Consider the following 14,404-nt stretch of genomic DNA (forward strand, 5'->3'; position numbering starts at 1 on the left):
TGATTAGCTCACCTTCTCCTACCCGTTCACTCCTGCGCTATTCCTATGAAAGCACGCCTACTTTTTATTCTACTTCTGCTGCTGCCCTGGGTAGCCCCGGCCCAGGTCGTCATTAAATCCGAATCCTTCGAAACCGACGGGGAAGGCGTAGCTGGCCGCTACACTTCGAACACCTTTACGGGCGGCACGAGCGGCTCGACAGCCGTCAGAGCCAATCAGTACTTCCTGCGGGCCTCGGCCAGCACACCACCTGCCAACTGGTCGGTAAATCCCGTGAGCGGGGGCACCCTTGAGGGCAGCAGCTTCTGGGCCTCGGAAGGGGCCCGGGGCCCGGCCGGTATATTCGACCGGCCGGCCGGTACGGTGACGTTAGCCGCCGCCACCGTGACGGGCTATTCAAACCTGAAGGTGAGAGTCGCCTTCATGGATGCTCGGGGTGGGGTTGACAACTGGGAATTCAATGACACCGTGAAGGTGCAGGTGCGTTTCGATGGTATAGGTAGCTGGACGACGGTAGGTCAGTTTGCCGGCTCTTCCCAGTCGACCCAAGGAAGACTACAGCAGGACTTCGACCGCAATGGCAAGGGATACGACGAAACCACCGTTGAGGTCCTTACTACCACGATGAAGGACTATGAGTTTGGCGTGACCGGGAGTGGCAGCACGCTGCAGGTACGGATTGTCGTGTCGCAGGATGGCGTGCAGGAAGAGCTGGGCTTCGACAACATCCGCGTCGTGGGTACCGTGGCCTCCAGCGCCGCCCCGGCGCTGGCCAACATTGAGTCTGGCCCGCTGAGCTATGCCGAAGGTGACGCCCCCAAAACCATTACTAGTACTCTTACCCTCACCGATACCGACAGCCCGAACCTGAGCGGGGCTACCGTTTCTATCACGGATGGGTACTTGAATGGGCAGGACGTGCTGGCCTTTACCAACCAGAATGGCATTACCGGTAACTGGGTAGCAAGCACGGGCACGCTGACGCTAACCGGGACGGCTTCGGTGGCTTTCTATCAGGCGGCTCTGCGGACGGTTACCTACCAGAACACCAACACCACCAACGCAACGGCCGGGAGCCGGACGGTGACTTTCAGCGCCAAGGACCAGGCCAACGTGGGCAGCAACTCGGTTTCGCGCACCATTGCCGTTACCGCGGCCCTGCTGGGCGCGGCCAGCATTCCCTATACCGAAGACTTTGAAACCGACGGCGAAGGCACCCGCTACGCCTCTAACACGTTTAACGCCGTCAACGGACTGGCGTTCGTGCGCACCAACCTTAACCCCTTCAACTCCGGTGCCACTACGTTTACTGGCGTCAGCGGTAGCTACCGCTGGGACGGTAGCGGCACGAACACGGCCAGCAACCCCGATCCGCGCCGCATCGGCATCCTGGAAACCCGGCAGGTAGATGCTACCTACTATAGCAACCTGCACTTTCAGGTGAAGCTGGGAGCCAGCCAAAACCAGTGGGAGTCGGCCGACCACCTGAAGCTCTACTACCGCACCGGGGGCAGCGCCGGCACCTGGACCATCTTCGCCTCATTCCGCGGCAATTCCACCGCCGACGGGCAGCTCCGGCGCGACGCCAACCCGGCCGACCTGTCAACCCTGCCCACCGGTGCTGAGCTGACCCCTGCGCTGACCAACTTCGACTTCGCGCTGCCGGCCGCCGTGAACGGGCAGCAGGTGGACTTCCGGTTTGAGCTGTCAACCAACGACTCGCGGGAAGAAGTGGCCTGGGACCTGATTCAGGTCACGGGCACCCTCAACAATGCCCCCACCGACATTGCTCTGAGCGCCAGCACGGTGGCGGAAAACCAGCCCAGCGGTACGCCGGTGGGCAACTTCACCTCCTCCGACCCGGACGCGGGCCAGACCTTTACCTACGCGCTGGCAACCGGCACCGGCAGCACCGACAATGCCTCCTTTACCATCGTAGGCAACCAGCTGCGCACAGCGGCCAGCTTTAACTTCGAGGCCAAGAGCAGCTACAGCATCCGGGTCCGCACCACCGATAACGGCACACCCAACCGGAGCTACGAAGAGGTGTTCACCATCACGGTCACCAACGTGAATGAGGCCCCCAGCATCAGCCCGCAGACGTTCAGCATCAACGAAAACGCCGCCAATGGCACCACCGTGGGCACGGTTGCGGCCTCGGACCCGGATGCCGGCACCACGCTCACGTACTCCATCACGGCGGGCAACACCGGCTCGGCCTTTACCTTCGTGGGCAACTTCCTGCGGGTCAATAACTCGGCCGCGCTGGACTTTGAGACCACCCCGACCTTCGCCCTCACGGTACAGGTTTCGGATGGGGCGCTCACCAGCTCGGCGACCATCACGGTAAACCTGAACAACGTGGACGACACCCCGCCCACCATTGCATTCACGGCCCCCACTACCACGACCACCTCACCCATTGCCGTAACGGTTACGTTTTCTGAAATCGTAACAAACTTTATTCAGACCGACGTCACGGTAACGAACGGTTCGGCCACGAGCTTCAGCGGGAGCGGTACTACCTACACGCTCAGCATTACCCCGGCGGCGCCCGGCACCGTAACGGTGAGCATAGCCGCCAACGTGGCCCAGGATGGGGCCGGCAACGGTAACGTCGCTGCTTCCACCAGCATCAGCTACAACCCACCCACCACGGTCAGCTCGATCAACCGGGCCAATGCCTCGCCGACCAACGCGGGCAGTGTCAACTTTACGGTGACCTTTGCCCGGAGCGTGACGGGAGTGAACACGGGCAACTTCAGCCTTACGCCCAGCGTGGGCGTGACGGGAGCCAGCATTACCAGCGTATCCGGCTCGGGCACTACGTACACCGTAGTCGTGAATACCGGCAGCGGCAGCGGCACGCTCAGCCTGAACATGCAGAATGCCACCGGCGTCGACCCCGGCGTATCCAACCTGCCTTATACATCGGGGCAAAGCTACACCATTGACAAGACCGCACCGGCCGCGCCGGTCGTGCAGGTGCCGGCCAACAATTCCACCATTACCACCAGCACCCCCACCTACAGCGGAACGGCCGAACCCAACAGCACCGTGACGCTTACGGTGGATGGGGGCGCCCTGGGCTCGACTACTGCCAGCGGTACGGGCACCTGGTCGTTGGCGCAGAGCCCGGGCCTCGCCGATGGTATGCACACGGTCGTAGCCACCGCCACCGACGCAGCCGGTAACACCGGGGCAAACAGCGCCGCCATTACCTTCACCGTGCTGGCCACTACCCCCACCGATATCAGCCTGAGCAATGCCAGCGTACTGGAAAACCAACCGGCCGGCACGGCTGTGGGTATGCTTACGGCGACAGCCAACACGGCAGGCCAGACCTACACGTACGCCCTGGTAACCGGCACGGGTAGCACCGGAAACGGCGCTTTCAGCATTGTGGGCACTGAGCTGCGCACCGCGTCTGTGCTTGACTTCGAGGCGCAAAGCAGCTACAGCGTCCGGGTTCGGGCTACCAACGCGCAAAACCAGTTTATAGAGGAAGTCTTTACCATCAGCGTGACCAACGTGGCGAATGCCGCCTACGTCAGCAGCACCACCGAGCAGATTACGCGCGGCGTGGTGGCCGGCTCGACCAACCAGGCCATCCTGCGCATTTCGGTCGTAACCAACGGCAACACCGACGAGCTACTGACCGCTACCTCCTTTACCTTTACAACGGCGGGCACTACCGTGCCAGCCAACGCATCAGCAGCCCGCATCTACTCCTCCGGCACCAGCGCTACCTTTGCCACGACCACGCTCTTTGGCAGCGCTACGGCCCCAGGCACGGGTTCAATTCTCCTGAGCGGCAGCCAGGTACTACAGCCCGGCACGAACTACTTCTGGCTGGCCTACGACGTAGCCGCTACGGCGGTCGCAGGCAACCTGCTGGACGGCACCCTGCCCGCCCTCACCGTGGGAGGAATAAACCAGACACCCACCGTGACCGCCCCGGCCGGTGCCCGACCAGTGGTGGCCCCAAGCACGGCGGCGGGCACGGCGCTAAGCTTCAGCGGCACCGCCGCCGGCTACGTCGATCTGGGCACGGGCAATGCGAACCTCGTGCTCGGCCAGGAGTACACCATGGAAATCTGGGTGAAGCCGACGCCTACCGGTAGCACCAGCACCTTGAACGGAGTGCTCGGCTACGAGCCCAGCACCCCATCGCAACGCTCTCCCTACATTTCGATAGCCGAAAACAACCGCGTCGAGGCCGGCTACGGCAACGGCAACTTCGCTGTCACGGCACTCTCGAGCACCAACGCCATAACCACGGGCCAGTGGAATCACATCGTAGTCACGTTCAACGGTTCTACGCTAAGTCTGTATATCAACGGGGCCCTACGGTCGCAGACGACCGGCGGCGGAGCTTCCGTCAATACGGCGGTCCGCTACGTGGGCCTGTTGAAGACCTCGGCCACGAGCTACTTCAAAGGCGAGGTGGAGGAAGTGGCGATGTGGACACGGACTCTTTCGTTGGATGAGATTCGCCTGCGCCGGCACCTGCTGCTGGGCGGCACCGAGAATGGCCTGACGTCCTACGTGCAGTTCAACGAGGGAAGCGGCAACGTCACGGACATTATCAGCGGCGCTTCGGGGCCGCTGACGGGCACCGGCGTGACGCGGATGACCAGCACGGCCCCCGTGGGCTCCGGAGTCAGCAGCCTGCAAACGCTGACCGGCCCGGGCAGCGCCAACTTTACCGGGACGGGGGTTGCCATCAACTTCACGGGGGGCAGCGGCACCTTCACCACCACCGTGGCCCGCCTCAGCGGCAAGCCCCAGGGCACCCAGCCCAGCGGCCTGAGCCGGTACTACAACGAGGCGTATTGGATTATCAACAAGTACGACGCGGGCACTTTTACAAACGCCGCCGTCACGTACTCCCTGAGCGCCGGGGCTCTCAGCGCGGCCGATGCCGCCGACCCCGCCGGTACGCTCCGCCTGCTCCGGCGCAGCAGCAACGCTGACGGAGCCTTCGATGCCTCCATTGCGGCTACTGCCGCCAACGCCGCCGGCAGCACGGTAACATTTAACGTGAACTCCTTCAGCCAGACCGTAATCGGCACCCTGGGCACCTCCCCACTGCCAGTGGAGCTGGTGCGCTTTGCAGCCGCGCGCCGGGGCGCCGACGCCCTGCTGCGCTGGACCACGGCCTCGGAGCTGAACTGCGCCTACTTCGAGGTGGAAAGCAGCCTCGATGGCCGCTCCTTCCGACCGGTGGGCCGCATTACGGGTGCAGGCACGACCACTCAGGTTCGCAATTATGAGCTGGTGGATGCCGACCTGGCCCGCTACGCCGCTTCGCTCGTGTACTACCGGCTGCGCCAGGTTGATACGGACGGCACGGCCCATCTTTCCACTATAGTGCCGCTGAAGCTAAGCTCGGACCCTGGCCAGGTGGTAACGGCCGTGGTTTTTCCGAACCCCGCCGCCGACCAGCTCACTGTTCGCCTGGAAGGGCTAAGCGCCGGCCCGGTGCAGGCCCGATTGTACAATGCCCAGGGTAAGCTCGTGCTCACGCTGGAACAGCTTTCGGGTGGGCAGGCAGTGCTCGACCTGTCTGCTTCGGTGCGGCACCTGCCGACGGGAGTGTACTCCCTGCGCCTCGTACTGCCCGACCGCGTACTGCACCGACCGGTAGTGGTTAGCCACTAGGCCGGTCTGCAACCAAGCTGCCAGCGCCCCGGCCACTACCCTGGCCGGGGCGCTGTGCGTAGGGACGGGGCCGGACCTGCCCATCGTGTGTGCTTCCCAGGTTTACAGGAAACATAAGGTGAGGGCACTAGAGCCCTAGGAAAGATTCAGCTGGCCAGCCCGGATGCCGCCGCCTTACTCGTAGCGGAGGCTTTCAATCGGGTCGAGGCCGGCGGCTTTGCTGGCGGGGTAATAGCCCGAGGCCAGCCCCACCGTCACGCAGATCAGCACGCCCATCGACATCCAGAGCCAGGGCACGAAAAACGAGCCCGAGCCGGGCATGAACAGCGGAATCAGGTTGCCCATGCTCACGCCCAGGATGATGCCCAGAATGCCCCCCAGCAGGCAGATGACGATGGCCTCAATCAGAAACTGCAGGCGGATCTGCCGGGCCGTGGCGCCCAGGGCTTTGCGGATACCGATTTCCCGGGTCCGCTCCGTTACCGACACCATCATAATGTTCATCAGGGCAATGCTGGCGCCCAAGAGCGTGATGAAGCCCACGATGGAGCCTCCGATTTTCATGTTGCCGGTCAGGCTGTTCAGCGTCGACATAGCTGACTCGCTGCTGTCCACCTCAAACGAATCTTCCTCGCCCAGGGCATCGTGGCGCACGGCCCGCATGATGCCGGTGGCCTGTCCCCGCACGAAGGCCATGTCCTCAGGCTTGGCTACGGCCGTTTTGATGTCGTAGGTGAGGGCCCGCTGCCGGGGCATCTGGGTGCCGGTTTCGAGCGGAATCAGCACCAGCCGGTCAGCCCCGCCCCCGCCCATCGAGCTGCCGCTTTTCTCGAGTTGCCCCACCACCAGAAACCGCCGGCCCAGCAGGTACACGTACTGGTCGGTGATGCTGGCCGAGCCAAATAGCTTGTCCTTGATTTCCGAGCCAATGATGGCTACGTTGGCGCCGTTGCTCAGCTCCGTGGCCGAAAACGCCCGGCCGGAAGCCAGGTTGTAGCTCTGAATGCGCAGGTAGTTCTCGTCGCCGGCCACGACGTTGGAGTTGGGGTTGGTTTTCTTGCCGTTGGCCTTCACCTCCGTGGCGCCCGCAATAAAGGCCGAGATGCCTACCTGGGCTTCGTCGCCGAGCTGCTCTTTGTACTGCTTGGCCTGAAGCAGGGAAATGGCCGGGTAGGACTTGGCCTGAACTCCGCCCCGGCGCGGGCGGTTAGAATAGCCCCGGGCCCGCATGTCAAAGGAGTTGGCGCCCATGCTGGCAAAGGTGTCGTTGAGCTTGTTCTTCATGGCGTCGATGGCCGTGAGAATGCCCACCAGGGCCATGATTCCGATGCTGACAATCAGGGCCGTGAGCACCGTGCGCAGCAGGTTGCTGTGAATGGAACGGAAAGCCTCCTTTATGTTTTCTAGCAGATGCATGATAACTACGCGTATCCGGGCCGCCAAACCAGTCCCGTACCGGCCCGGGCGTTGCAAGGTAGCGCATGCGCTGAACTCCTGCCCCGTTTCGCTACATTTGTTTACCTCCCCCGGTTCCGCCGGCGCAGCCCGGCTTCTCCTCCTGCCTTTTTCATTTTACCTATGGCGCTGAAGCGACTCCTGACCTTCTTTCTGCTGCTGGCCGCCCTGTTCGGACCGGCCCGGGCCTGGGCCAACCAGATTCTGATTCCGATGGACGGCAGCCAGAAAGAGCATCTGAAAGCCTATGGCGCGGCCTACTGGCTGCTGAGCAAGCAGGTCGAGGTCGACTGGCTGCTGAACTACCGCGGGGGCAGCTTTGCCTGCACCGTGGCGGCGGGCCTGGAAAATGAGCTGGCCGTGCGCAACGTCACCTACCAAGTGATTTCCGAGGCCCAGTATGGCAACATTCTGGCCCAGATTGCCGACCCCAACGCCAACATGGAAGTGATGAAGCTGGAGAAGGTCCCCAAGATTGCGGTGTACACGCCCAAAGGCAAGCAGCCCTGGGACGATGCCGTAACCATGGTGCTGACGTACGCCGAAATCCCCTACGACCAGATCTACGACGACGACGTGCTCGACGGCAAGCTGCCCAAGTACGACTGGCTCCACCTGCACCACGAGGACTTCACCGGGGAGTACGGCAAGTTTTACGCCTCCTACCGCAACCGTCCCTGGTACCAGCAGCAGCAGGCCGATGCCGAAGCCACGGCCAAGCGCCACGGTTTCAGCAAGGTGTCGCAGATGAAGGGCGCCATCACCGTAAAAATGCAGGAGTTCATTGCCGGCGGCGGCTTTCTGTTTGCCATGTGCTCGGCTACCGACACCTACGACATTGCCTTGGCCGGTCTGGGCGTGGACATGGTGGAAAGCATGTACGACGGCGACCCGGCCGACCCCCACGCCCAATCCAAGCTCAACTACAACCGCACCCTGGCTTTCAAGGACTTCCAGCTCGTGCGCGACCCGTACCAGTACGAGTACTCCAACATCGACATGCAGCCCGGGGAACGGGGCGTGTACGAGGACAACGACTACTTCCAGCTCTTCACCTTCTCGGCCAAGTACGACCCGGTGCCCACGATGCTTACCCAGAACCACGAAAAGACGGTGAAGGGCTTTATGGGCCAGACCACGGCCTTCCGCAAGCAGCTTATCAAGTCCGACGTGGTGGTAATGGGCGACAATAAGGCCTCGGGTGAGGTGCGCTACATGCACGGCACGCTGGGCAAAGGCACCTGGACGTTCTATGGTGGCCACGACCCGGAAGACTACCAGCACATGGTGGAGGAGGAGCCTACCGATTTGTCGCTGCACCCCAACTCCCCCGGCTACCGCCTGATCCTCAATAACATTCTGTTTCCGGCGGCCAAGAAGAAAAAGCAGAAAACCTGATCTGCCGATCAATGCACGGCAAAAGCCCGGTCCGCAACGACCGGGCTTTTTCGTGTTCTGCTTGATCCGGAGTCCGAGCAAACTACCGCCGCCGTTGGGGCCCGGGTCCGGACCCAGGCCTGGCGCTGGCTCGAAGAGGCACGCCGCTTTTGCCGGCGTCACGATTTTAGCGGCAGCATTTTTCCAGCAGAGCCGTATCATTAGGCTGAATATCCCGTACCTCCAAGGCACCAAGGCCGAGCTTACGGCCGGCCGGTGCCCAACGCCGCCCCGATGACCGACGACTTCACCAGCCTGCCCGCCGCACCCGAATCAGGCCAGCCCCAACCAACCGGTAACCCCCTGCCCAGAGCCGTGCTCCGGCTTAACAACCACGTCCTGCTCGACGGCGAGTGGCGCTTCGCCCACGATGCGGAAGACGCCGGCCTGCGGGAACACTGGTACCTGGGGCACCCCTACGAAGACACTGCCCAGTGGCCGGGCTCTATCGAAGCCCACCTGGCCCAGGCCCGGGGCCAGCAGCAGCCTACGGTCTGGCAGGACAAGGTGGTGGCCTGGTATGAACGGGAATTCTCTTTGCCGGAAGTGCAGGAATCCCGGTCTCAGACCATGCTCCAGCTCACGTTCGGGGCCTGCGGCTACGAAACCCGGGTGTGGCTGAACGGCCGGCTGCTACGCACCATTGAGGGCGAAGAGGTGCACTATGGCGAGTACACCTCGTTTTCGTACGAGCTGCGCGAAGACAACCTCCACCTCGTCAACCGCCTCACCGTGCGCATTGCCGACACGATGGATGCCGAAACCACCCGGGGCAAGCAGGAGTCGCACGTGTACAAGCGCGGCGGCATCTGGTACCAGACCTACACCGGGGCCGTGCGCAGCGTGTGGCTGGAAATGGTGGAGCGTAACCGCCTCCGCTCCCGCGTCGGCGTCGACAGCATTGTGGAAGACCAGCTCGTGCGCTTTAACCTGACCACCCGCATTCACGACCCGGGCCTGTACACGCTGCGCCTGCAGGTGTTTGGGCGCGGGGCCGAAAAGAGCGACACGCCCATTACCACCTCCGACTTCCCCCTGCGCCTCGAAGCCGGGCAGAAGCGGCAGCGCGTGGTCATGGAAATGGCCGGAGCCAAGCTCTGGAGCCCGGAAGCTCCCAACCTCTACCGCCTCGTGGCCCAGCTTGTCGACGCCGAAGGCTACGTGGCGCAGATTGAAACGCACTTTGGCCTGCGCAAGATTGAGTCGCGCGGGCGCTACGTGTATCTGAACAACCAGCCCACTTACCTCGACGGCATCCTGTACCAGCCCGGCACGGCCACCTACGAGGAGATGCAGCGCCATATGCGGGCCATGCAGAAGCTGGGCTGCAACCTCGTGCGCGTGCACATTGCCGGCGTCGACCCGCGCATCTATAACCTGGCCGACGAGCTGGGGCTGATGCTCTGGGTGGAAGTGCCCAGCCCCCATACCTCCAGCCCCCGCAGCCGGCAAAACCACCGGGAAGAGCTGCTGCGGATGCTGGCCCTCATCGAGTCCCACCCATCCGTAGTTATCTGGAGCCTTTACAACGAGGACTGGGGCTGTCAGGATATTGCCACCAACCCCGAAACGCGGCGCTACATCATCGACACCTACCACTACATGCAGATCGAGCATCCGCAGTTTCTGGTGGTCGACAACGACGGGTGGCAGCACATTTCGGCCGAGGGGCGCCTGAAGTCCGACCTGCTTACGGCCCATCTGTACACCCCCGAGCTGCCCCGCTGGCAGGAGCTGCTCGACCGGCTCGTGAACGGGGAGTTCGTCGGAACGGCCGCCTTCCCGCTGGTAATTGGCGATGCCTTCTTCTACCGTCGTCAGAAGCCGTTGGTAGTCAGCGAGTGGGGCGGCTTTGGCTTTCCCGACTACGGCGGCCCCCAGGATGCCGAGGCCCGCACCAGCAGCATTCGGGCGTTCAAGCAGGAGCTACGGAAGCGCCCCATTGCCGGCGACGTCTACACCCAGGCTACCAACATCGAAGATGAGCGCAACGGCCTTATCGACCCCCACTCCGGTGCCCTCGACGTGCCGGAAGGCCTGCTTAACTCCCGGGATGAGGTTCCGCTACTACCCGCCAACCCGGAGTAGCCATCCGTAACAGACCAGTAAAAGCGAAAGCCCGATGTCCTGCCTGGAAGTCGGGCTTTCGCTTTGCCGGCCGGCTTAGTGCATCCGGTCATCGCGGACGGGCAGGCTGGTAATGATTTCGCCTTCGATTTTGAGCAGCTCCTGCAGGCGGGCATCTACTTCCTTGGCGTCGCAGTATTCTTTGGCCAGCTCCACGTAGCTTACAAAGTGGCCCGCCTCGGATACCATCAGCTCGTAGTAGAACTTGCTGAGCTCCGGGTCGGGAATGTGCTTCCACAACAGCTTGAACCTTTCGCAGCTACGTGCTTCTATCAAGGCACTTACGAGCAGCTGATCCATGAGCTGACGGTCCCGGGCGCCGCCTTTCCGCACGTGAGCCATGAGCTGCACCACGTACTCGTCGCGCCGGGGCCGGCCCAGCTCGTGGCCGCGCTTGCGCAGCTCCAGCAGCACCCGCTCGAAGTGGGCCCACTCCTCGGCTACCAGCCCGGTCAGCTCGTCTACCAGCCGGGTCTTTTCGGGATATCTGACGATAAGCGAGATACCCGTACTGGCCGCCTTTTGCTCACAATACGCGTGGTCAACGAGAATGTCCTCAATGTTCTTGCTGGCAATGTCCACCCACCGCGGGTCGGTGTTGAGCTTAAGCTTGAGAATGGTTTTTTCGTTCATGGAGATGGGGTCTGGGGGTCTCAGGGACTTGGTGTTGGGGAGTAGTTGACATGCCGGCGAAACAAGGCCGGATCTGGTCTGTTCGTCAGCCAAGCCCCAAGACCCTGCTTAATCGAAGAACTGCCAGCGGATGCCGAACTGGAAGCGCCGGGGCAGCCCGGTGTAGTAAGGAGTGGTGAAGTAACCGTTGCCGCCCAGGCCCTGGTTGAGGTAGGCTCCCTTCAGAAAGATGGAAACGGTTTTGATGTCAGCCGTGAGAAACGCTCCTACCACCGGGTAGCCACGGATGGTAAACTCGTCCTGCAGGTAGAACTGCTGGGTACTGGGGCTGTAGTCGTACGCCCGCCACCGCGACTGAAAGTACACATCGGCACCGACCTGCCCGAACAGCGCCTTTTTAAACAAAGCCCCCTGAAAGTACACCTTGGAGTAAGCTGCCACCGGTGGAATCCGGATTCCCGGGCCCTCACCGCCCCCGGTCAGCGTCAGCACATTATCGGTATAGACCGAGCCGAAGTGCGCGCGATGCCGCAGGGTTCCGATGAGCAGGTTGCGTCCCTCGCTTAGCTGGGCCGGCCGGCCCGTCTGGCTGTAGTACACCAGGCTGTTGATGTTGACCACGGCCGCCGAGGCCGTCAGCTGCTGCCCGGCCACGGTTTGGGCGTAGCGCAGCGTAAACTGGTTGACTTTGGTATTGAGGAAGTCGTTCTGCCAGGCGTAGTGGTTGCCGTTGAACTCCTGCTCGGTAATGGTGGGAGCGTAAGACGAGCTAAAGGCCTCACCCGTTAAAGGGCCAAACCGGGCCGCCGCCCGCACCCAGTACTGGTCAATCAGCTTGAACTCGCCGGCGGTTTCCACCGCAAATATCTTATAGCGGAAGGCCGCCGTGCCGCCCAGAAACCATTCCCCGAACCGGCGGTCCGGGAAAGCCTCTACCAGAGAAGCAGGACCGTCGGTGGCCAGGGCCGTGCGGGTCACCAGGCTGGCGTCGCGGCGGCGGGCGTACAGGCGGTACTCCACGGCATTGCTGCGCCCCAGCACCCCAAACGTATTTTCCACCTGCCGCCACTCGGCCCGGTCCCGGGTTTCGACCGGACTAAGCCGGGCCACGGGGTAGTAGCGCAGCGTATCCCGCTCGTACACCAGCTTATCGTCGGAATACTCATTGTACTGCCGGCGCCAGTCGAACACGTGAAACGCCGTCAGGCCCCGGCCCAACAGCTTGTAGGTGTGGGCCAGGTGCAGCTGGTCGCGGGCCTCGCGGTTGAAAACCTGGGAGCCTGAAAGCCAGATCCGCTCGCGCCGGTAGTCGAAAAGCTGGCTGGGTACGGAGTCGGGTATCGTTGTCTCGGCCCGGGTCAGGGGCCGGATGCCGCCCTGCTCGGGCGCCGTGTGCCGGGCCGTACTAAAGTTGATCAGGGCGTAATACCGGTCGTCGGTGCTCTGGTAGCGCCCAAACACCAGAAAGTTGACGTGGTTGACCAGGCCCTCTATACCTTGAGCCGCCAGAATCTTGTTGCTGGCATACCGCTCGTAGGCAACGCCTACGTTGGCATTCTTCTTAATGCTGCGGGTGTAGGACAGCTCAAACACCTGCTCGCCCTCACTGCTCTGAAAAAAGCGGAAGAACGTGTAGGGCGAGCGGGTATCGTAGTACGGAATGTTGGCCGCATCCCGCACGTACCGGTCAAAAACGTTGCGGCCCAGCCGGGCGCCCAGCTGCACGTTGGGTTGCCACAGCAGCGGGCGGGAGGCGGTGCCCACGTTGCCCAAATCCTGCTGAAAGGTGGTGTCGTGGGCCCAGAACCGCATATCCGGCAGGTTCGTCAGCGTCGTATCCACCATGCGCCCCTCGTATTGCTCGCGCATCACGTCGGCCTCCCGGATAACCCGGGTGGTTTTCGGCCCGAAGCGCACTTTAGTCGAGTCGTCCAGCACCTGGGCCCGGGCTGGCCGGTAGCTGAGCAAGCCAGCCGTGGCCAGCAGGAGCAGCAGGAAACGGCGCCACGAGGCAGGCGTCCGGGAATGGTTCAGCGGATTCGAAAGCAGGTCAGACAACAGCAGTGGGCTGAATTAGCGGGTTCAGGAGCTGGAGCAGGTGGGCGTCGCCACCGGCCAGAAACCCGACCTCAATGGGAATGTAGAAAATGGGCAGGGCCGCTACCTGCTCGCGCAAAGGCGGTTCGAGCAGGCGCATGGCGTCTTTACGGGTGGTGAAAACGCTCTGCCCGGCTTGTAATTGTCCGGCCACCGCCGCCAGCTCGGCGGCAGTGAAGGCGTGATGGTCGGGAAACGCGGCGTGGTGGGTGATGCGGTAGCCCCCGGCTTCCAGCTCCGCGCGTAGCGGACCAGGCTGGGCAATGCCCGTTAGCAGGATGGCGTCCTTACCGGTCGGAACGGCCTGCCTGCCCAGCGGCACCGGGGCCAGGTAGTGGTACATGGAAAATAGCACGGGCGCCCCGGGCCGGGCGTAGCGCCGCACCTGCCTAGTGATGGCCCGGCGGTGCTCCTCGGTTAGCGTCGCCTCACACTTGGTCACTATTACCGCGTCGGCCCGGCGGGCTCCTCCCCGGCTTTCCCGCAGGCGGCCGGCGGGCAGCACGTGGTCTTCATAAAAAGGCCGCTGCTGCTCGGTCAGCAGAATACTGAAGCTGGGCCGCACCCGGCGGTGCTGGAAGGCGTCGTCGAGTACTACCACGCTCAGCTCCGGATGGGCTGCCAGCAGGCTCCGGATGCCCAGGTTCCGGTTTTCCGCCACCGCTACCGGCACTGCGCCCCGAAAATCATGGTAGTACTGCAGCGGCTCGTCGCCGATAGTGGCGGCCGTTGCGGCGGGCCCGGCCAGCACAAAGCCTTTGGTTTCCCGCCCGTAGCCCCGGCTCAGAATGGCCGGAGTCTCGCCCTGCTCCTGCAGCCGGGCAATCAGCCAGGCTACGTGGGGCGTCTTGCCGGTGCCGCCCACCCGCAGGTTACCCAGGCTGATGATGGGCACCGGATGTACCGCTGACTTTTTAAGCCCTTTGTCATACAGCCAGTTGCGCACGGCCATAACCCCGGCATAAAGCCAGGCAAGGGGCAGCAACAGGAA

7 protein-coding genes are annotated in these 14,404 nt (G+C 62.9%); 3 read left to right on the forward strand and 4 right to left on the reverse strand.

The window, feature by feature from the left end; all coding sequences use genetic code 11:
- The first annotated feature begins 45 nt into the window (after nucleotides 1–45).
- The gene (locus LJY25_RS07435; RefSeq protein WP_227607690.1) at nucleotides 46–5,664 is read left to right on the forward strand and encodes a cadherin domain-containing protein; all 5,619 of its coding nucleotides are present in this window, start codon (nucleotides 46–48) and stop codon (nucleotides 5,662–5,664) included.
- Nucleotides 5,665–5,838: 174 nt separating this feature from the next.
- Here LJY25_RS07435 and LJY25_RS07440 read toward each other — a convergent pair whose 3' ends face one another.
- Nucleotides 5,839–7,080 (reverse strand): ABC transporter permease, encoded by a 1,242-nt coding sequence (locus LJY25_RS07440; RefSeq protein WP_227607691.1) that lies wholly within the window; start codon nucleotides 7,078–7,080, stop codon nucleotides 5,839–5,841.
- A 162-nt stretch (nucleotides 7,081–7,242) separates the two neighbouring features.
- Between LJY25_RS07440 and LJY25_RS07445 the strand changes: the two genes are divergently transcribed.
- On the forward strand, nucleotides 7,243–8,517 hold the full coding sequence (locus tag LJY25_RS07445) for an asparagine synthetase B (RefSeq protein ID WP_227607692.1): 1,275 nt from the start codon (nucleotides 7,243–7,245) through the stop codon (nucleotides 8,515–8,517).
- Nucleotides 8,518–8,790: 273 nt separating this feature from the next.
- Entirely contained in the window at nucleotides 8,791–10,644 is a 1,854-nt protein-coding gene (locus tag LJY25_RS07450; RefSeq protein WP_227608222.1) for a glycoside hydrolase family 2 protein, read from the forward strand.
- 75 nt (nucleotides 10,645–10,719) lie between these two features.
- Here the strand turns inward: LJY25_RS07450 and miaE are convergent, their stop codons facing one another.
- From miaE to lpxK, 3 genes are all read right to left on the reverse strand, one after another.
- Nucleotides 10,720–11,316, reverse strand: coding sequence for a tRNA-(ms[2]io[6]A)-hydroxylase (miaE, locus tag LJY25_RS07455; protein WP_227607693.1), 597 nt, complete (start codon nucleotides 11,314–11,316; stop codon nucleotides 10,720–10,722).
- A 108-nt stretch (nucleotides 11,317–11,424) separates the two neighbouring features.
- Nucleotides 11,425–13,374, reverse strand: coding sequence for a putative porin (locus LJY25_RS07460; protein ID WP_227607694.1), 1,950 nt, complete (start codon nucleotides 13,372–13,374; stop codon nucleotides 11,425–11,427).
- Nucleotides 13,367–14,398 (reverse strand): tetraacyldisaccharide 4'-kinase, encoded by a 1,032-nt coding sequence (lpxK, locus tag LJY25_RS07465; RefSeq protein WP_262908697.1) that lies wholly within the window; start codon nucleotides 14,396–14,398, stop codon nucleotides 13,367–13,369. Before lpxK ends, LJY25_RS07460 begins: the two co-directional genes overlap by 8 nt.
- Between the last annotated feature and the right edge of the window lie 6 nt (nucleotides 14,399–14,404).

Origin of the sequence: Hymenobacter translucens, assembly GCF_020685205.1 — a bacterium.
Classification (GTDB): domain Bacteria; phylum Bacteroidota; class Bacteroidia; order Cytophagales; family Hymenobacteraceae; genus Hymenobacter; species Hymenobacter translucens.